This window comes from Flavobacterium sp. CHNK8 (genome assembly GCF_019774515.1).
In the GTDB taxonomy this organism is placed as follows: domain Bacteria; phylum Bacteroidota; class Bacteroidia; order Flavobacteriales; family Flavobacteriaceae; genus Flavobacterium; species Flavobacterium tiangeerense.
The window spans coordinates 1250461-1271447 of record NZ_CP081492.1 but is presented as its reverse complement, the minus strand read 5'-3'; the positions used below and the strand labels follow the sequence as shown (position 1 = coordinate 1271447).

20 protein-coding genes are annotated in these 20987 nt (G+C 32.8%); 15 read left to right on the top strand and 5 right to left on the bottom strand.

Annotated elements, in window-relative coordinates; all coding sequences use genetic code 11:
* The first annotated feature begins 12 nt into the window (after window positions 1–12).
* Window positions 13–1611: a sensor histidine kinase gene (locus K5V07_RS05450; RefSeq protein WP_370632454.1), complete on the top strand. Its 1599-nt coding sequence runs from the start codon at window positions 13–15 to the stop codon at window positions 1609–1611.
* Here K5V07_RS05450 and K5V07_RS05445 read toward each other — a convergent pair.
* On the bottom strand, window positions 1586–2083 hold the full coding sequence (locus K5V07_RS05445; protein WP_144892530.1) for a metallophosphoesterase: 498 nt from the start codon (window positions 2081–2083) through the stop codon (window positions 1586–1588). The genes K5V07_RS05450 and K5V07_RS05445 overlap by 26 nt on opposite strands.
* Before the next feature lie 242 nt (window positions 2084–2325).
* Between K5V07_RS05445 and truA the strand changes: the two genes are divergently transcribed.
* From truA to K5V07_RS05395, 10 genes are all read left to right on the top strand, one after another.
* Window positions 2326–3075: a tRNA pseudouridine(38-40) synthase TruA gene (truA, locus tag K5V07_RS05440; RefSeq protein WP_221916692.1), complete on the top strand. Its 750-nt coding sequence runs from the start codon at window positions 2326–2328 to the stop codon at window positions 3073–3075.
* 82 nt (window positions 3076–3157) lie between these two features.
* Window positions 3158–4912 (top strand): ABC transporter ATP-binding protein, encoded by a 1755-nt coding sequence (locus tag K5V07_RS05435; RefSeq protein WP_221918145.1) that lies wholly within the window; start codon window positions 3158–3160, stop codon window positions 4910–4912.
* A 58-nt stretch (window positions 4913–4970) separates the two neighbouring features.
* Window positions 4971–5513, top strand: a complete 543-nt coding sequence (locus K5V07_RS05430) for a hypothetical protein (protein WP_221916691.1) — start codon at window positions 4971–4973, stop codon at window positions 5511–5513.
* Window positions 5514–5675: 162 nt separating this feature from the next.
* Window positions 5676–7064: a dihydrolipoyl dehydrogenase gene (gene lpdA, locus K5V07_RS05425; RefSeq protein WP_221916690.1), complete on the top strand. Its 1389-nt coding sequence runs from the start codon at window positions 5676–5678 to the stop codon at window positions 7062–7064.
* 206 nt (window positions 7065–7270) lie between these two features.
* Window positions 7271–8107, top strand: a complete 837-nt coding sequence (locus K5V07_RS05420) for a serine O-acetyltransferase (protein ID WP_221916689.1) — start codon at window positions 7271–7273, stop codon at window positions 8105–8107.
* A 3-nt stretch (window positions 8108–8110) separates the two neighbouring features.
* Window positions 8111–9028: a cysteine synthase A gene (gene cysK, locus K5V07_RS05415; protein WP_221916688.1), complete on the top strand. Its 918-nt coding sequence runs from the start codon at window positions 8111–8113 to the stop codon at window positions 9026–9028.
* Window positions 9029–9219: 191 nt separating this feature from the next.
* Entirely contained in the window at window positions 9220–10287 is a 1068-nt protein-coding gene (locus K5V07_RS05410; RefSeq protein ID WP_221916687.1) for a serine hydrolase, read from the top strand.
* Window positions 10288–10481: 194 nt separating this feature from the next.
* Entirely contained in the window at window positions 10482–11066 is a 585-nt protein-coding gene (locus K5V07_RS05405) for a fasciclin domain-containing protein (protein WP_182651071.1), read from the top strand.
* A 191-nt stretch (window positions 11067–11257) separates the two neighbouring features.
* Window positions 11258–14293: a PAS domain S-box protein gene (locus K5V07_RS05400; protein ID WP_221916686.1), complete on the top strand. Its 3036-nt coding sequence runs from the start codon at window positions 11258–11260 to the stop codon at window positions 14291–14293.
* Entirely contained in the window at window positions 14286–14672 is a 387-nt protein-coding gene (locus tag K5V07_RS05395; protein ID WP_182651073.1) for a response regulator, read from the top strand. The genes K5V07_RS05400 and K5V07_RS05395 overlap by 8 nt, the downstream gene beginning before the upstream one ends.
* A 17-nt stretch (window positions 14673–14689) precedes the next feature.
* On the opposite strand, the gene K5V07_RS05390 is transcribed toward K5V07_RS05395, so the two are convergent.
* A complete protein-coding gene (locus K5V07_RS05390; protein ID WP_221916685.1) occupies window positions 14690–15823 on the bottom strand; it encodes a cysteine desulfurase family protein in 1134 nt (377 codons plus the stop codon).
* A gap of 22 nt (window positions 15824–15845) precedes the next feature.
* Window positions 15846–16763 (bottom strand): EamA family transporter, encoded by a 918-nt coding sequence (locus K5V07_RS05385; RefSeq protein WP_221916684.1) that lies wholly within the window; start codon window positions 16761–16763, stop codon window positions 15846–15848.
* Window positions 16764–16954: 191 nt separating this feature from the next.
* On the opposite strand from K5V07_RS05385, the gene K5V07_RS05380 reads away from it, so the two are divergent.
* The gene (locus K5V07_RS05380) at window positions 16955–17899 is read left to right on the top strand and encodes a hypothetical protein (protein WP_221916683.1); all 945 of its coding nucleotides are present in this window, start codon (window positions 16955–16957) and stop codon (window positions 17897–17899) included.
* A 105-nt stretch (window positions 17900–18004) separates the two neighbouring features.
* On the opposite strand, the gene K5V07_RS05375 is transcribed toward K5V07_RS05380, so the two are convergent.
* Together K5V07_RS05375 and K5V07_RS05370 are read right to left on the bottom strand one after the other, a co-directional pair.
* The gene (locus tag K5V07_RS05375; protein ID WP_144892359.1) at window positions 18005–18556 is read right to left on the bottom strand and encodes a Smr/MutS family protein; all 552 of its coding nucleotides are present in this window, start codon (window positions 18554–18556) and stop codon (window positions 18005–18007) included.
* Window positions 18546–18707: a hypothetical protein gene (locus tag K5V07_RS05370; RefSeq protein WP_317133640.1), complete on the bottom strand. Its 162-nt coding sequence runs from the start codon at window positions 18705–18707 to the stop codon at window positions 18546–18548. Before K5V07_RS05370 ends, K5V07_RS05375 begins: the two co-directional genes overlap by 11 nt.
* Before the next feature lie 122 nt (window positions 18708–18829).
* Between K5V07_RS05370 and K5V07_RS05365 the strand changes: the two genes are divergently transcribed.
* The 3 genes from K5V07_RS05365 (at window position 18830) to K5V07_RS05355 (ending at window position 20982) form a co-directional block, all read left to right on the top strand.
* Complete coding sequence (locus K5V07_RS05365) at window positions 18830–19126, top strand: DUF2752 domain-containing protein (protein WP_221916682.1); 297 nt, start codon at window positions 18830–18832, stop codon at window positions 19124–19126.
* Between the two features lie 224 nt (window positions 19127–19350).
* The gene (cysM, locus tag K5V07_RS05360; RefSeq protein ID WP_221916681.1) at window positions 19351–20238 is read left to right on the top strand and encodes a cysteine synthase CysM; all 888 of its coding nucleotides are present in this window, start codon (window positions 19351–19353) and stop codon (window positions 20236–20238) included.
* Window positions 20239–20340: 102 nt separating this feature from the next.
* Window positions 20341–20982 (top strand): SGNH/GDSL hydrolase family protein, encoded by a 642-nt coding sequence (locus K5V07_RS05355; RefSeq protein ID WP_221916680.1) that lies wholly within the window; start codon window positions 20341–20343, stop codon window positions 20980–20982.
* The last annotated feature ends 5 nt before the right edge of the window (window positions 20983–20987 follow it).

Here is a 20987-nt window from a genome sequence, read left to right as displayed (position 1 = left end):
GCTATTTTGCTCATGAAAGAAGGCAATTATGAAAAATCATTAATACAATCACGATTTGCTCTTAGCATGGCTATTCAATTAAAAAACGACAATTTAATTGCAGGATGCTATAATACTATTGCTGCAAATTTTGATCAATTATCCGAGCCTGATAAAGCATTTTACTACTATAATAAAGGTTTAACATATGCTAACAGAACGAATAATGATGCTTTAAAAAATTGGTTGCACAACAATTTGGGAAACATTTACTGTTTTGACAAAAAACAATATAAAAAAGGAATTTATTACTACAAAAAATCATTAGAATACAGCACTAAAATTAATGATGTTTATCAAATTCTATTCACAAATCTCAATATTACTTGGGCTTATTTTGACATTGAAGATTTCAAAAGTGGATATCCTCACTTAGAATACATTAATAAAAATCAAAAAAAACATGGAAATCCGTCAACAATTGTAGCACTAAACATGCTTAACGGAATGTATAATTCTAGCATTAACAATAACAGCAAAGCTACTTACTACTTTGAAAATGCTATTAAACTTGGGATTCAAGGAGAAGAAAAATCAGATTTATCATTTTCTTATCTTGAGTATTCTAAATTTTTAACAAAAACTGGAGATTACAAAAAAGCATACTCTTACCTCGACTCCTACATTAGATTGACCGAAGAATTAAAAGACGAGGAAAAAATAAAAAAAGCAAATGTTGCAGGAATAAATCTTGAAATCGACGAATATAAACGTGAAATCGACAAAATTGAGAGTGAGTTCAAAACCAAACAAATAGAACTATTAGAAGAACAATACCGCAATAAAAAAATTGTAATTGTTGTAGCCGTAATCTTACTATTACTCTCTTTGGTCTTTTATATTTTAACTTTAAACGCAAAGTTAAAACACAAAAACAAAATTAAAGACTTACAAAGCAAGGTTCAAGAAAACATACTAAATGCCTCCATTAATGGTCAAGAATTAGAACGGAAAAAAATTGCTTCTTTTTTACATGATAACATAAGTGCTCTATTGTCATCTGCTGGAATGCAATTACAAGCTTTTACCAATCAAACACAAAATTTCCCCACTGAAATTACTAAAACAAAACAAATCCTTGAAAATGCACACGACCAAGTTCGGGATTTATCCCATGAATTAATGCCTTCGTTACTGGTTCGTTTTGGATTATTTGATGCTCTGGAAGATCTATGCGAAAAAAACACAAACTCATTACTGAACTTTGTCTTTAACAATTCAGTAGATCGAAACACCCGTTATGACGAAGACTTTGAAATGAAAATCTATTTCATCATTATGGAACTCATTAACAATACTATAAAACACAGTACAGCCTGCCAATCTATAGTTTCATTGGACGAAAATAATAACACGTTGCAAATAAAAATTATTGATAACGGAAAAGGTTTTGATTCTTCTAATTTTCATATTCTTGAGGGTTTTGGAATTAACCAAATCAAATCTAGAATCAATAACTTGAAAGGGACATTTTATATTGATTCAAAACTCAATTGGGGTACAACTGTAAGTATTGAAGTTCCCATACACTACCATAAAAAGAATTCTAACCCCGTTTACCCAACTCAATAATTTCCATATCCTTAATTTTATCTCCTTCTATTACAAATCGCAACATAGTGCGTACTTGATGAAAACCACTTATACCAGCGGCTCCAGGATTAAGGTGCAAAAGATTCAATTTCTTATCAAACATAACTTTTAGGATATGAGAGTGTCCGCAAATAAATATTTTCGGCGGATTTACAAGTAGTTCTTCTCTAATACTAGCATTGTACTTCCCCGGATAACCACCAATATGTGTGATCCACACATCAACTCCTTCACACATAAATCGGTTGTGTAATGGAAATTCCATTCGAGCCTTTGCATCATCTATATTACCATAAACAGCACGCAAAGGTTTTACTTTTTGTAGCGCATCAGTAACAATCAGATTACCTATATCGCCCGCATGCCAGACTTCATCGGCTTGGTCCACATATTTCAAAATGGTATCGTCTATATGACTGTGCGTATCCGAAAGTAAAAGGATTTTTTTCAATTTAAGTTTTTTTAGGAGCTTTTTCCAGCTATTCGCTTAATTCCCGATCAAAAAAACTACGGCTAAAAAGCCTTGTTTTTTAAAATCGGGAGATACCGCTGCTATCTGGGCTAGAAATTTTGGTAAAAATAGCCATTCTTGGTTCAATAATGAAATCGAATTCATTCTTAACAAACTTTGGCAGTTTGTCATTTCCTTGCACAAAAATTAATAAGTATCTTTGTCGCATCAAAAAAAAACAGTTGAGATATTTCGTTAAATTTGCATACAATGGCACGCATTACCACGGATGGCAATTTCAGCCTAATGCAGCCTCTGTTCAAGAAACAATGAACAAAGCCTTTTCGGTATTGCTGAATACACCTTTAAATCTTATGGGTGCTGGAAGGACTGATACAGGAGTTCACGCAAGAGAAATGTATGCTCATTTTGACATAGAAAAATCATTTGATGAAATAAAATTGATTCACAAACTCAACGCTTATTTACCTAAAGATATTGTAATTTATGATCTAATAGCAGTTCATGATGATGCACACACTAGGTTTGATGCTACTAAAAGAACTTACGAATATCACATTCATACTTTTAAAGATGTATTTTTACAAGATAAGAGTTGGTACTTTCATCAAACGTTGGATATTGAACTCATGAATCAAGCAGCACAAATACTGTTTGAACACACTGATTTTCAATGTTTTTCTAAAGTAAACACTGATGTAAACACATTTGATTGTACGATTTATGAAGCGCAGTGGACACATAGAGACAACAATTCGTTGGTTTTTACCGTTTCGGCAAATAGGTTTTTACGCAATATGGTGCGTGCCATTGTAGGAACGTTGATCAATGTGGGGTTGCATAAAATTACACTCGAGGATTTTACAGCAATTATTGCTAGTAAAAACAGAGATAAGGCCGGAATTTCGGTTCCAGCACATGGTTTGTATTTAACCAAAATAGATTACGATTATATCACGCAATGGCCCTGATAGTAGAGGAAATCCTTTTATGTTTTTCCTTTAAAAACATAAAAGATTGCAACGAATAGCAGGAAAAGCTCCAAAAAATAATATGAAAGCAAAAGCATTTGATACTAGATTATTCAAGCGTATATTAAAATTTACAAAACCTTACAAATGGCGTTTTAATGGAGTAGTTATTTTTGCTATTTCATTGTCAATATTTGCAGCGTTACGCCCGTATTTATTGAAACAAACCGTTGATGGTTACATTGCTACACAAGATCAAAAAGGATTATTGATGTATGTAATCTTAATGGGGATTGTACTTTTATTAGAGGTGTTTTCACAATTTTACTTTGTCTTTTGGGCCAACTGGTTGGGTCAAGACATTGTAAAAGACATTCGTACCAAACTGTTTCAGCACATTTTGAGTTTTAGAATGAAATATTTTGACCACGTTCCTGTGGGGCAATTGGTGACTCGTTCGGTTTCTGATATCGAATCTATTGCTAGAATTTTTAGTCAAGGTTTGTTCATGATAATTAGTGACTTGATGAAAATGGTTGTGGTGCTCGGTTTTATGTTTTACATGAACTGGACCCTAACTTGGATTGTTATTGTCGCCATGCCTATCCTGGTTTTTGTTACGAGGATATTCCAAAAGAAAATGCAAGTTGCTTTTGAGGAAGTGCGTACTCAAATTGCCAATATGAATTCCTTTGTACAAGAGCGTGTCACGGGCATGAAGATTGTTCAACTCTTTAATAGGGAAAATATTGAGTCAGAAAAGTTCAAAGAGATAAATGACAAGCACAAGAAAGCGTGGATAAAAACCATTTTATACAACTCCATCTTCTTCCCTATTGCTGATATTATTTCGTCATTAACTTTAGGTTTTATTGTATTGTATGGAGGAATTAAAATATTAAACGGAGACAATTTCACTACTTTTGGAGATTTATTTTCATACACCATGTTTATTGGAATGTTGTTCAATCCACTAAGACAAATAGCCGATAAATTCAATGAGATGCAACTGGGAATGATTGCGGCTAATCGTGTTTTTGATATTTTAGACACCCAAGATCAAATACAAGATACAGGTATTCTTGAGGCGCCAATTTTTAAAGGAAATATTGAATTTAATAAAGTTCGTTTTGGTTATATTCCTGATGAAGAAGTAATAAAAGGAATTGATTTAGAAGTAAACGCTGGACAAACTATTGCCATTGTAGGTTCTACAGGTGCAGGAAAATCTACTATTATCAATTTACTGAATCGTTTTTACGAAATCAATAGCGGCTCCATATATATTGATAATCAAAATATTGAAAATTATACTTTAGGTTCTTTACGAAAGCAAATTGCGGTAGTATTACAGGATGTTTTCCTTTTTGCTGATACTATTTTTAATAATATAACCTTAAATAATCCTGAAATTGATCGCGACCAAGTATTGGCTGCAGCCAAAAAAATTGGAGTGCATGAATTTATCATGAGTTTGCCTGATAATTATGACTTTGATGTAAAAGAACGCGGAGTAATGCTATCCTCTGGTCAGCGCCAATTAATTGCATTCTTGAGAGCTTATGTGAGTAACCCAAGTATTTTAATTCTTGACGAAGCCACATCTTCTATAGATACCTACTCTGAAGAATTGATTCAGCGTGCTACCGAAACCATTACTAAAGGCCGAACCTCTATTGTTATTGCACATCGTTTAGCAACGATTGTAAACGCTGACAAAATTGTAGTGATGGATAAAGGACTAATTGTTGAACAAGGTACACATCAAGAACTAATTAATCGTGAAAGTGGTTTTTACAAGAATTTGTACGATTCGCAGTTTTCGGTGGCGAATTGATTAAAATAAAATGTTTAAATTCACCTCCTTTAATAGTTACATTTAAACCTGCAAGCAATTGAAGAAAATAGGAATTGGTTTCTTGATACTACTTTTATATTCGTGCATCCCATTGCGAATTGCGCCAAATATTGAGGGTGATAAAATTGTACAAGCCAAAAAATTCAAAAAAGACCTTCCAAATTGCTACGGATTTGTCTTTGAAGACAAAAAAAAGGCTGATGAATTTTACAACTTTATCAATACCAAATACAATTTAAAACACAGCAATGTAGATTCAAACGTTCCCATTATTATTGACAACAAGACTTTTTATATGTCTTTTTTTGAAAGAGAAAGAGTGACAAAAACGCTGAATTTAATTCCAATTGCCGTTGATACCGGTTTACAAAGCAAAAGGAATGATCCGATCTTCGAGGACAATTATACTTCTAGAAATGGTTTTTGGTACATCATTATTTCGGTTAGGGATAAAGAAATCAAGGACTGTCTCGACCCAAATTATCCCGAACTAGCAATTGTTACCAACCATTTAAAAAAGCTTAGAGATGAGTATTTTTCGACCACAAATTATGTTGAAGCCTATTTAAATATGAAATGATTGATCTGGTGCAAACACCATTGCTAATAAACTTATAAAACGGTTAATTTTTTTTAAAATAAATCCTTAATTTTGCTATCCGAAAAGCGATTCAAACAAGTCTTAAATGAAAATAGTAGAAGTACTACTTTCTCATCAATAAAAAAACAAAAAAACTTTACAATGAAATACGATATTATAGTTTTAGGAAGTGGTCCTGGTGGTTATGTTACTGCAATTAGAGCATCTCAATTGGGCTTTAAAGTAGCCGTAATAGAAAAAGAAAACTTAGGTGGTGTATGTTTGAACTGGGGATGTATCCCAACAAAAGCCTTACTTAAATCGGCTCAAGTTTTTGATTATTTAAAACATGCTTCGGATTACGGATTAACAGTATCCTCATTTGATAAAGATTTCCCAGCTGTTGTACAACGCAGCCGATCAGTAGCAGATGGAATGAGCAAAGGTGTTCAATTCTTAATGAAGAAAAATAAAATTGACGTTATTGATGGTTTTGGAAAACTAAAACCAGGCAAAAAAGTTGATGTTACTGACAAAGACAATAAAGTTACAGAATACAGTGCAGATCATATTATTATAGCTACCGGAGCTCGCTCTCGTGAGTTACCAAACTTACCACAAGATGGTGTAAAAGTAATTGGTTACAGACAAGCCATGACATTGCCAACACAACCTAAATCGATGATCATTGTTGGTTCTGGAGCAATTGGGGTTGAGTTTGCGCATTTTTACAACGCAATGGGAACAGAGGTGACTATTGTTGAATTTATGCCAAACATTGTTCCTGTTGAAGACGAAGACATTTCTAAACAAATGGAACGTTCTATGAAAAAAGCAGGTGTAAAAATCATGACAAACTCTTCTGTAGAACGCATTGATACCACTGGTAGTGGTGTAAAAGCATTTGTAAAAACAGCTAAAGGAGAAGAAGCTCTTGAAGCTGATATTTTACTTTCAGCAGTTGGAATCAAAACCAACATTGAAAACATTGGACTAGAAGAAGTAGGAATTGCTACTGATAGAGATAAAATTTTAGTTGACGCTTTCAATGCAACCAATATTCCAGGTTACTACGCAATTGGTGATGTTACTCCTGGGCAAGCATTGGCTCACGTAGCATCTGCGGAAGGTATTAACTGTGTAGAAAAAATTGCTGGTCTTCACGTAGAACCTATTGATTACGGAAACGTTCCAGGTTGTACGTATGCTACTCCTGAAATTGCATCAGTTGGATTAACAGAAAAACAAGCTAAAGAAAAAGGATACGAATTAAAAATTGGTAAATTCCCATTCTCAGCATCAGGTAAAGCAAAAGCTTCTGGAACACCAGATGGTTTTGTAAAAGTAATTTTTGATGCTAAATACGGCGAATGGTTAGGATGTCACATGATTGGTGCTGGTGTTACTGATATGATTGCTGAGGCAGTTGTAGCTCGCAAACTAGAAACTACTGGACATGAAATATTAAAAGCTATTCACCCACACCCAACTATGAGTGAGGCAGTAATGGAAGCTGTTGCTGATGCTTATGGCGAAGTAATTCACTTGTAAGATAAAACTCTTTGAATTCATAAAATCCGATTGGCTCGTTTGCCAATCGGATTTTTTTTGCTTCAATGCTCACAGAAATACGCTAATTTGTATATTTTTTGTACATTAACAATTATTTACAAAACGTACCCTACTTTCTAAACAAATCTCCTATATCTTTGTAAAACGTGGGCAGGACCACATTATTTAGAACTTATTTTATAAAAATGACACCTGAAAACAAACGATTTTCTACACTTTTAAGCGAAAACCAAAATAATAATTGGGTACGAGCAATTGATTCCTCTAAAATTGTCAATTGGATTGATGACTTATTCAAAATTTTATTCCCTGAAAAAGCCTTAGAGACCATTCAAATAGAAGTACTTTTAAATCAAAACAAAGCCGATTTTATTAGTATTTTATCCGAAATTGTAAAGAACAAACCAACAGAGGTGATACTTGATGATGCCGAAGCGTTTTATACTTCTTTACCACATTTATACGCTAACATGCAGCAAGATGCTCAAGCCATTCTTGACACAGATCCAGCTGCTGATTGCATTCAGGAAATCATTAATTCCTACCCAGGTTTTTTTGCAATTGAAGTATATCGTATAGCCAATGCCATTGCAACAAGAACCCCTTGCCTACTGCCCCGAATTTTAACGGAGTATGCACACAGTAAAACAGGAGTAGATATCCATCCCAATGCTACAATTGGAGTTCCGTTTATAATTGATCATGGAACAGGAATTGTAATTGGTGAAACCACAGTGATAGGAAAACATGTGAGTGTTTACCAAGGTGTAACTCTAGGAGCTTTGCAAGTAGAAAAAAGTATGCAAGAAAAAAAACGACACCCTACCGTTGAAGATCATGTTATCATTTATGCTAATGCCACCATCTTAGGTGGTAGTACAATAATTGGTAATCACAGTATTATTGGTGGAAATACGTTTATAACCAAAAGTGTTAATCCGTATTCATTTGTCATGCAGTCTAATAAAAACACAGTTTTAAATCAACTAGAAACAAAAGATATTAATTTTTTCTCCATATAAATTATGACAAAGTTCAACAACATACTCGACACAATAGGCAATACACCACATGTAAAAATCAATCGTTTGTTTCGCAACAACCATAATATTTACATTAAACTAGAACGCGCTAATCCTGGTGCAAGCATCAAGGATAGAATTGCACTTGCCATGATTGAAGATGCCGAAGAAAAAGGGTTACTCAAAGCAGGTGGAACCATTATTGAAGCTACATCTGGTAATACTGGTATTGGTCTTGCCATGGTTGCAGCTGTAAAAGGGTACAAATTAGTATTGGTAATGCCAGAATCGATGTCAATTGAAAGACGCAGACTCATGAGCTTGTACGGTGCTGAGTTTGTACTTACACCCCGAGAAAAAGGAATGAAAGGAGCACTAGAAAAAGCACTAGAATTAGTTGCTGAATCGGCTAATGCTTGGTCTCCACTTCAGTTTGAAAACCCTGCAAATATTGAAATTCATAAAAAAACTACTGCACAAGAAATCATAAAAGCATTCCCTGAAGGCTTGGATTACTTGATTACTGGTGTAGGAACGGGAGGACATATTACAGGTTGTGCCGAAGTACTAAAACAACATTTCCCAAACCTTAAAGTTTATGCAGTTGAGCCAGAAGCTTCTCCAGTAATAAGTGGTGGTGCTCCTGCTCCACACCCTATTCAAGGCATAGGTGCTGGATTTATTCCTAAAAATCTTCATACTGATTTATTGGATGGAACAATTCAAGTTAGTAAAGACGAAGCATTTTTATATGCACAAAGAGCCGCAAAAGAAGAAGGAATGTTCATAGGAATATCATCAGGGGCATCACTTGCAGCTGTGGCTAAAAAACTTCCTGAAATTCCTGAAAATGCAAAAGTGCTAACTTTTTGTTACGACACAGGTGAACATTATTTAAGTATTGAAGGCTTATTTGTTTAAATAAAATTCTAAAAACCGATTTACGTTTGTAAATCGGTTTTTTTATTATAATTTATAAATTTCAATCGTTAAAATTAACATTAAATATACTTATTTCATACTTAAAGACGAATTTTTAAAGATTTATAACCAAGAAAATAATAAATAGTTAAACCTTTTTAAAAATCTGAAGTCATAGAAAAAAAACTATTATGAAAAATTTTATTTTAATACTATGTATTGTACTAGTAAGCAGCTGTAGCAATAATAATGAAGTAGTTGATCCAATTCCTTCAACTGAAATGTATTTTCCGTTAAATACAAGTTCCAACTGGGAAACAACTTCAAGCGCTAGTTTAAATTGGAATCAAAGTGCAATCCAGCCATTAAAAGATTTTTTAATCCAAAAAAACACAAAATCTTTTCTAATTCTTGTAAACGGAAGAATAGTAATGGAGGAATATTTCAACGGACACACAGCAACAGATACATGGGAATGGAATAGCGCAGGTAAAACACTTGTAGCAACTACAACCGGAATAGCAGTGCAAGAAGGAATAGTAAACTTGAACACAAAAGTATCTAATTACCTAGGTACAGAATGGACTAGTATGCCATTACCTAAAGAAGATCTTATCCAAGTTCGTAATTTATTGACCATGACAGCTGGAAATGATGACAGTAAACAATTCATGATAAAATCAAATATAACTTACATTGCTGATGCCAATACTCGATGGGCTTATAGTAATGTTTTTCAGAAATTAACCGATGTGATTGCAAAAGCTAGCAATAAACCATTTGAAACTTATTTTAATGAAAAATTAAAAAATAAAATTGGTATGGATGGCTTTTGGAATTTTGGAACTATTTTCACAATATACCATAGTACAACAAAAAGCATGGCGCGATTTGGACTATTAGCATTAAATAAAGGAAAATGGAATAATGAAACAATTGTAAACGAATCCTTTTTTAACGAGAGTGTAAATACGTCTCAAAATATTAATCCATCTTACGGCTACCTATGGTGGTTGAACGGTAAATCGAGTGCAATGATACCAGGTGAACAAACCGTATTTCAAGGTTCACTTGTGCCTAATGCACCTGCTGATATGTATGCAGCAATGGGAGCCAGCGATCAAAGAATTTATGTTATCCCGAGTAAGAAAATGGTAATTGTTAGAATGGGAAATGCTTCTGACCCATCAAACCCTAACTTTGCAGTTTCTGGTTTTGACAATGCCCTTTGGAGCAAAATAAATGCTGTTATCAAATAAATAGAATTATTATTACAGAAAATAAAAGTGTTTTACAATTTCAAAAAGTATTACTTTAAATTCAAAACTGATTGGCTAAACTCTTGAAAACCATCTGCTTTTAATTTTGTTTAATTTTTTGTTAAATATATTAAACAAATGCATTAAATGCCTATATTTGAATATCTTAATTTAATTAAACTAAAATATTTAAAATGAAATTAGTAAAAGTAATCGGTGCTATGGCACTATTAGGAGTTATTACAACTTCATGTGGAGAAAAGAAAACTGCTGAAACAGCAGAAACCGCTGACACAACAACAGTTGCAGTTGACTCTGCAGCAGTTGTTGAAACACCAAACATTGTAGGTGTAGCAGCTGGAAATGCTGATTTTTCTACATTAGTAACTGCTGTAAAAGCGGCAGGATTAGTAGAAACATTAAGTAGCGAAGGACCATTTACAGTTTTTGCACCAAACAATGCAGCCTTTGATAAATTGCCTGCTGGTACAGTTGATGGGCTATTGAAACCAGAAAGTCTTGACAAACTGAAAGCAGTTTTAACGTATCATGTAGTTTCGGGAAAATTTGACGCAGCAGCAGTAACTGAGGCAATCAACAAAAATAATGGTAAATTTACCGTTACAACTGTTCAAGGTGGTAAAATCGAATTGAGCTTAAAAGATGGAAAAGTAATTTTGACGGATGCTAATGGAGCAACTTCTACTGTTGTTCTTGCTGATGTGGCTGCTTCAAATGGTGTAATTCACGCTATTGACTCAGTGGTTATGCCTAAATAATTATTGATTCAAATCAGATTTAAAACCGTTGCAATGTTAAAATTGCAACGGTTTTTTTAATTTTTAATGAATGATCATAACAATTATAATTTTTATTCGTTATGAATTTGTAATTAAAACAAAATTTTAGCATTTAAACATGTAGTAAATAAAAAAATAAATTATTTTTGGTTCTAAATTTTATGTAACCCATGAGTTATCTGAAAACCGAATTGTACGAATTAATCAAACAAGACAACTCCATATTTGATTTTATTCAAGAAACTGCATTAGATGGCCTTTCGTATTGGGATATAGAAAATCCCGAAAATAGTTATATGAATCCTAAGTTTTGGTCAAAACTAGGTTACAATTACAACGACTTACCAAGCCATTACAATTCGTGGAAAATCATCGTAAACAAAGATGATGCAAAATTACTGCAAGAAGTAATTCGAAAAAATATAAGCACCGTTGATTTTGTTTACGAACAAATTTTCAGATTTACCCATCAAAACGGTACAACAATATGGATGAAATGTTATGGCAAAATCATCCAAAATCCAAATGGTAATGGTTTACGGTTACTGGGAGCTCATATTGACATTACATACCAAAAAGAACAAGAGCTTTTACTTGAAAACTGCAATTCAGCAGCGAGAATTGGGTATTGGGAATTTGACATTTTAGCTCAACAAATCCATTGGAGTAAAATCACAAAGGAAATCCATGAAGTTTGTGAAAACTATATCCCTAATCTAGAAACGGCAATTCATTTTTATAAAGAGGGTGATAACAGAGATATAATTAACATAGCAATATCTAATGCGATAAAAAATAACGAACCATTTGATTATCGCTTACAAATAATTACTGCAAAAGGAAATCACCGCTGGATTAGAACTATTGGCCAAACAGTATTTATAAAAGGTAGATGTACCAAAGTCTATGGAACTTTTCAAGATATAACTATTGAAAAGAATGCCAAAATTGAATTAATAAAAGAGAAAGAAAAGCTACAAAGTGTACTTGAAGGAACCAACTTAGGGACATGGGAATGGAATATTCAAACTGGGGAAGCAATTTTTAATAATCGTTGGGCAGAAATTATAGGTTACACACTTGAGGAATTACAACCCATTAGTATCCAAACTTGGATTGACTTCGCACATCCTGATGATTTACTCCAATCACAAAAAATTCTTGAAGAATGCTATAATAAAGAGCGCGATTTTTATCATTGTGAATGTAGAATGAAACATAAAAATGGGGAATGGGTTTGGGTTTTAGATCACGGAAGAATAATAAACTGGACTGATGAAGGACTTCCATTAATGATGTATGGTACTCATACTGATATTACCGAAACTAAAAAAACATTTGAGAGAAATAAATTATTTATAGAACAAACCCCTACAGCTATTGCAATGTTTGACACACGGGTGAAATACATTGCTTCGTCTGAAAAGTGGATTACTGATTATCGTTTACAAGGTCAAAACATAATTGGCCTATCACATTATGATGTTTTCCCCGAAATAGGTGAGGAATGGAAAAAAATACACCAACAATGTTTAACTGGTGAAACTCACAAAAGGGATGAAGAAAAATTTGTTCGGCTAGATGGTTCATCACAGTGGATAAGATGGGTAGTTAAACCTTGGTACACCGATTCAGAAAAGATAGGTGGATTAATTATGCTCACAGAAGACATCACTGAAAGAAAAAAAATTCAAGAACAACTGTTAGTAAGTGAAGAGGCTTTTCGAGGGAATTTTGAGAGTGCCGCTATAGGTATGGCATTACTCAATGTACACGGGCAATGGCTAAAAGTGAATAAAAACTTATGCGAAATTACAGGATACACTAATGAAGAGTTAATGCAACTCACTTTTCAAGACATTACTCATCCAGATGATTTAGATGAAGATCTTGCTTTACTAAAAGAACTTGTAGAGGGTAAAATAAATTTTTATCACCTTGAAAAAAAATATATTTGTAAAGACGAAACAATTGTTTATGTTATTCTAGCAGCATCTATTGTTAGGGATTCTGATAATAACCCTTTGTACATCATATCCCAAATAATAGATATTACATCCCAAAAAAATGCTGAAAATAAACTTGAACAAGCTGTATCAAAACTTCAAGGAATTCTAGATGCTAGTACACAAGTTGCTATAATAGAAACTAATCTTGATGGCATTATTACAACATTTAATACAGGTGCCGAGAATCTTTTGGGTTTCAAAAAAGAGGAGATTATAAATTTAAAAACTCCTGAAACCATTCATTTACAAGAAGAAATTGAAGCACAAGAAGAAAAAATATTAATTGAAAAAAATATTAAATGCAAAGGTTTTGAAGTCTTTACTCATGTGCTACATAAAGGAAAATTTGAAACCAGCGAATGGACGTATGTAAAAAAAGACGGAACTCAATTTCCGGTACAGCTTACAGTTACAGCAGTAAAAAGGAATAATGAAATTACAGGTTATTTAATGATAGCTGTAGATATTAGTAGCATTAAAAAGGTAGAAAATGAAATTCAATCATTACTGTTTGTCACAAAAGATCAAAACGAACGGTTGAAAAATTTTGCACATATAGTTTCTCATAACCTAAGATCCCACTCCGGCAATATTGCCATGATGTTAGAATTACTTTTATATGAAAATCCTGCATATGCCGATAACGAAATCATACAACTACTAGATTTAGCCTCAAAAAACTTAAAAGATACTATAGGCCACCTCAATGAAGTGGTAATTATGAATACCACCATAACCGAGAATATTGCTCCCGTAAATTTAAATAATGCAATTGAAAACAGTATCCATAATATACAAATCCTAGCTAAAAATGCTCAGGTAAAGATATTAAATGAAGTAAAAAAAGATGTATATATTTTAGGAATACCTGCTTATGTAGAAAGTATTTTATTGAATTTTTTATCGAATTCTATAAAATATAAATCAGACAAAAGGAAGGCCTATATTAAGTTGAATGCTACTGTTGAAAATGATAAAATTGTATTAAGTATTGAAGACAATGGTCTAGGGATAGATTTAAAACAAAACGGAGATAAACTTTTTGGAATGTATAAAACTTTTCACATGAATGATGATGCTCGAGGGATTGGGTTATTTATTACAAAAAACCAAATAGAAGCTATAGGCGGCAAAATTACCGTAACTAGTGAAGTTGATAAAGGAACCACTTTTAAATTATATTTTCAAAATGCCTAAGATAGATATTGCTTGTATTATTGATAACGACCCAATCTTTGTTTTTGGTGCTAAAAGAATTATGGAAATTGCAGATTTTTGCAATAGTTTTATGATTTTTAGAGACGGCAAAGAAGCATTTGATAAACTAAAAACAATAATAAATACGGATGGGAAACTCCCTGATTTAATTTTATTAGATATAAACATGCCTATTTGGAATGGTTGGCAATTTCTGGATGAGTTTATCAAAATTCCAATCAAAAAATCAATAACTATCTATATCATGACTAGTTCAATTGATCCCATTGATGTTGAAAAAGCAAAAAAATATAACGAAATCTCAAATTATATTGTTAAGCCTATATCTCTTGACGAACTAAAACAACTGATTGTGTAAGTTAATTTTTAATGCGATTAACTATTTTGAATGGCTACAAGAGCCGCAATAAAAGTATCAACATCTTGTGTAGTGTTAAAATGACTAAAAGAAACTCTCAAGCTTGGTAATACTAAATCCGATTCACTTAAAAGTTCTGCCAAAACATGTGATGGTTTAATACTTCCTGATTGACAAGCACTTCCTCTTGAAACTGCAATACCTTTCATATCTAAATGAAACAAAATCATTGCTGTTTTTTCTTTATCAAAAGGTAAAAGAATATTTATAACATTATAAAAACCCGAAAGATCACCGTTACATTTTACACCTGGAATATAAACTTGTAATTGATCCCACAAATATTTTTTTAAAGCTTCAATGTCCTTTTGCTCTTTTTCTAAATTTAAATACGAAAGTTCTAAAGCCTTTGCAATACCCGCTATTTGATGTAAGGCTTCGGTTCCTGCGCGCAATCCCTTTTCTTGTTCTCCACCAAAGAATAAAGGTTGTAATCCTGAATTTTTTCGAATAAAAGCAAATCCTACTCCTTTTGGACCGTGAAATTTATGTGCACTAGCCACAATAAAATCAACCGGGATATTTTGTAAATCAAGATTCATTTTTCCAATGGATTGTACGGTATCAGAGTGAAACAACACATTATGCTCTTTACAAATGATACCCACACGGTTCAAATCTAGTACAGTTCCTATTTCATTATTCACATGCATTAAACTAACTAAAGTCTTTTTATCATCTGCTAAAAGAGTAACTAAATGGGTTAAATCTATAGCGCCATCTGGTTTTAAAGCTACATAATCTACTTGAATTCCGTACTGTTGCTGTAGCGCTAATACTGTATATAAAACCGCGTGATGCTCAATTTTACTGGTAATAATTCGTTCTACCTTTAAATCTTTTACTGCTGATTGTAAAATCCAATTGTTAGCCTCGGTACCACAAGATGTAAAGATGATTTCTTGTGCAGTAGCATTCAAATTTTTAGCAATAACTTTTCGAGACAATTCTAAAACATTTTTGGAACTTCTTCCAAAGCTGTGCGTAGAAGACGGATTACCGTATTCTTGTTCTAGAACGTGTGTCATTTCCTGAATCACCTCGGGACGAAGTGCAGTAGTAGAGGCATTGTCAAGATATACTTTTTGCATTGTAGTTGTTATATTTGAAAGGTTACTTGGCGCCTTTGGTAGTTGAAAATAATTTTTTGTTTTTCTTAAATAATACTTCTTTGTTGAATACTACGATAGACAATAAAATTAAGAAATAGGAAAATAATTGAATATTCCGTACTTGTTCCTGGTAGTAAAAAACAGCTAATAAAAAATTAATTATCGGATTAATATAAATCATAATTCCCACCGCTGAAGAATTTATTCCTTTTAAGGCATATAGATTTAAGAAAAGTGGAATGATTGTAAAAAAAACTACAATCATAAACATGCATGTATAAAAAATAGGCTCTGTAGGAACTGGACCGCTGTATGCTGGATAAAAAGGCAGTAAAATAACCGCTGTAAAAATCAACTGAATGGTTAATCCTAAAAACTTATCTATTTCGTTATTTTTTCGCTGGCTTACTAAATACAAGGCATACGTTGCAGCAGTAACTAAACTAAAAAAGATGTCTTGGAAATGATCAAACGATAACAAAATACAACTCAAAAAACTAATTCCAACTGCAACCCATTGCCAATAACTTAGTTTTTCTTTGAGCATAAAAAAGGCTAAAACTGTGGTCACAATAGGACATATTAAATAGGCCAAAGAAGCAGCATTTACGCTTACATGATTCATTACAAAAATATAAACAAACCAGTTTGACGATAAAAAAAAGCCTCCGCCTAGAGTAAGACAAACTACTTTTTTTTGCTCCTTAGGTGCTAATTGCTTAAAACGATTCCAATTTTCAGAGATTATTTTTTTTCGAAAAAAAACATTAATTAACACCATCGTAATTACACTAAAAAAAACACGATAAAACAAGATATCTAGTGATGGATAAAGATGTAACGGTTTAAGTGCGAAACTGAAAAAACCCCACATAAAAAAAGCAAGGAAGGCCGCCGAATAATATTTATTTAATCTCATTGATAAAAAAATGAGGTACAAAGATACTCATTTCTCAAAGTAATACAGCCTTAAAAACCAATCAAGTTGGGTAATCAAAGTGTCACCTTTCAAAAAAAACTCCCTTAATATCATGTTAAAAATGTGTTTTTTAAATTACAATACAACAAGAACCCATTAAAAAATTCTATTTTTGTTTCAAATTCTTGATGATGAAAAAAATTTTAAGCATATTCTTTTTAGCGGTTATTTTAAACAGTTGTGATGATGGTGATTTAACACAAGAGAACATCAACTTTGAGTCGGTAACAGCTCAAAAATGTACTAACACCAACATTATCTATAAAGTAAAAGAAAACGAAGCCTTACTTATTGATGCATCAGGAATTCAATTTCCTACTGAGGAAAGCACTCAAGAAATAGATATTAATACTACAAATCGTGTAATTTATCGTTTTTATAACGGAACGGTAACCTCTGCAACGTTATGTGAAACAATACCGCCTGCAAATCCTATTGTTGTAGATGAATGGATAGCAACAGGTGGAAAAATAGTGATTACAACTAAAGCCGTTAAACCATTAAACCAAACTGATAACAGTACCAGAATAACTGGATACAGCCACAACATTACATTTAAAAATATAACGTTTGATAAAGGAAATGGTACTCAGGTATATGATACCTTTACTTTTGGTGATTATATTTTAAACACTACACCTCTCCCTTTTTCATTTACTAAAGTGTTGAAACAATGTCCAAACACCAAGCAATTACATGATAAAAACAGTAGTGAAGCTTTGATACTTGATATTGATCCAGCTTTGATTAAAAATGAAAGTACAGCGTTAAATGCTCCTCGCGTAGCACTCATTGGCAATACTGTAAACAAACTCACTTACAGACTGTTTGGAGGGTTGTTAACTGACAGTTATTTTTGCAACACCACTTATCCTGCCACTCCTAGTGTAACCGAAGAATGGATAGGAATTCCTGGCGTTGCTAATACAAGCGGTACCATTGAGGTTACTACAACAACTTTCGGAACGGGGTTTAAGCATACAATTGTTCTAAAAAAGGTAAAACTAAAAAAAGGAACAAATGATTTTAGTCTAGGTGACAATTACATTTACGGCGAGTTACAGACTACAAATTAGTTTTCAAAATAAGGCAGATATTATTTGATACAAAAAACCCAATTCTAGCAGTATATAAAATTACTTTTAGAATTGGGTTTTACTTTTTATGACCAACTTATCATTTTACATGGCACTTTGCTTGATATACACTTCGGTGGCGCCCAAACCATATTTTTGATAATTACCATCCTGAAAAGCAATATTATCGTAACGACCAAGTAGAAAATCAAGTTCTGCTTTTAAGATTCCCTCTCCTACTCCATGAATAAAAACTATTTTTGGAATTCTGTTTTTAATGGCAAATTCAATGTGTCTTTTGGCTGTTTCGGTTTGTAAGGTCAAAATATCATAATTAGACATTCCTCTTTTATTAGGCACTAATTTTTCAATATGTAAATCAAACTCTGGTGCAGAAATTTCATGTTTAGATTTTTTTTCTTTTACAAAACTACGTGGCTTAGGAATCTCTTTTTCTTTTTTAATTTCAGCAACATCTATCCTTCTAATAGAATCCAATAAATTACTACTGTCACTTACTTTAATCAATTCATTGGCAAGAAATGCCATTGTAAAACCATCTTCTGTTTCTATTGTAACACGATTCTCTTGTACAGAAAGAACGACACCATTTATGGCGTCATCAAGAACCGAAACTTTATCTCCTTTATTCAACATTATCATCCTTATTTTCCTGATTCTTACTTGGTGTTTTAGCGCTCAACTGCATCATTCCCATCATAAAAATAACTATAGCAACAGCCATAATGTAAATATTTTTATCAGCACTTACTTGCTCGTACAGAGCCACTACAATGGCTACTATCATAATAGGAATTATAAATTTTTTCATTTTCTAATATTAATATTCAAAAGTAATCATTTTTAAATTGCTCTTTTTAATTTGTAAAAAGTTTATTGTTTATTTGTAAAGTTGTAAAAAGAAAAAAATTGAATTTAGAAAAATACATGCTCCCTTGTTTAAGTAAAACAATCTTTGGAATTGAATGCTTGGGCTGTGGCTTTCAGCGGGCTTTACTTTTATTGATTCAAGGTGATCTTACAGAAGCTTTTAAAATGTATCCCGCAGTGTATTCCTCCATACTTTTTATTGCCTGCTGTACCCTAGGTTTTTTGGACAAAAAAAGAAAATATAGTAACCTAATTATAACAACGGGAATTATAAATGGTGTTTTTATGATTGTAGGTTATTATTTCAAACATTTTGAAAGTATCTTTTTGATGTAAAATAGAATTGAAGTAAAATTTAATATTACTAAATTTCTCCGTCAAAAAACATTACTTCTATAACAAAGTTTCCTAATTGCAACAATAGGTTTACTTGAATCCAATGCATAATTTTAATTTAGTTCAATATCTTTGCACCACTTTTTTGAACAAAAGAAATAAATTTTATCGAAGGCTCCTCTTTTGGTGCAGGAACTTTCTTTTTTAATAATCGCAAACAGCTCATGAAATCATACAAAATACTAGATTTAATAGGTAACACGCCATTAGTTGAATCTACAAACTTAATTGCCAACAAAAATGTAAAATTATTATTGAAACTTGAGGGTAACAATCCTGGTGGAAGTGTAAAAGATAGAGCGGCATACAACATGATCAAATCGGCATTAGAACGAGGAGACATAAAAAAAGGAGACAAACTAATAGAAGCAACTAGCGGCAATACTGGAATAGCGCTAGCCATGATTGCACAGTTATTCAATATTGAAATAGAGCTCATATTGCCCGAAGATTCTACAATAGAGCGTACACAAACCATGCGTGCTTATGGAGCAACGGTAATATTGACTCCGGCGGCAACCGGAATTATAGGATCAAGAGATTATGCTGATAAAAAAGTTGCTGAAGGTGGCTATATCATGCTCAATCAGTTTGCAAATGATGACAACTGGAAAGCTCATTACAATACTACAGGTCCCGAAGTATGGAATGATACTGATGGAACGGTGACCCACTTTGTATCAGCAATGGGTACAACGGGCACTATTATTGGCACATCTACCTATTTAAAAGAAAAAAATCCTGCCATTCAAATTGTGGGGGCGCAACCAAGTGACGGTTCTCAAATACCTGGCATTAGAAAATGGCCACAGGAATATTTGCCTAAAATTTTTGATGCCAAAAAAGTAGACACAGTTATTGAAGTTTCAGAGCAAGAAGCCAGAGCAATGACCAAACGTTTAGCGCTTGAAGAAGGAATTTTTGCAGGAATGAGTAGTGGCGGATCAGTGGCCGCTGCGATAAAAATTGCCGAAAAGATAGAATCTGGTGTTATTGTAGCAATCATTTGCGATCGTGGTGACCGTTATTTATCTTCAGATTTATTTGATTAATTCTAAAGATCAATGCAGTACTATGAAAAAAATTTAGTCTTAAAATTATTATTTTAAATCACACATAATTTTTCATTTGGCTTAATAGTAGAAAAATACACCATGGTGCAAAAAACACTAGTTCAAGACTGGGCCAATTTAAAAAAGTACCAAGAACAAAATTTACAACTTAAACCAACTCCTGCTGGAGAAAAAAGAGTTGTATTTATGGGTGACTCCATTACTGAATTTTGGAGCAGAATAAATCCGAGTTTTTTTGAATTAAAACCGTACATCAACCGCGGAATTAGTGGCCAAACAACACCTCAAATGCTCAAAAGGTTTAAAGCTGATGTTTTAGATTTAAACCCTGCTGTTGTTGTCATACTGGGTGGTGTAAATGATATTGCTGGAAATACTGGCCCAACTACGATCCAAAGGATTGCTTCAACTATTTTTGAAATGGAAGCTTTGGCTCAAGCCAATAAAATAAAAGTCATTTTATGTTCTATTTTACCTGCTTATGATTTTTCTTGGAGACCCAATCAATTTCCTGCTGAAAAAATTATAGCCTTGAATCTTTTGATAAAAAAGTACGCATTAGAGAACGGTATATATTATCTTGATTATTTTGACGAAATGAAAGATGAGAAAAATGGACTCAAAAAAGAATATGGCCCAGACGGAGTACATCCCAACTTAGCAGGATATCAAGTAATGGGTCCTTTAGTTGAAGAAGCAATTCAAAAAGTTTTAGAAATTTAATCCAT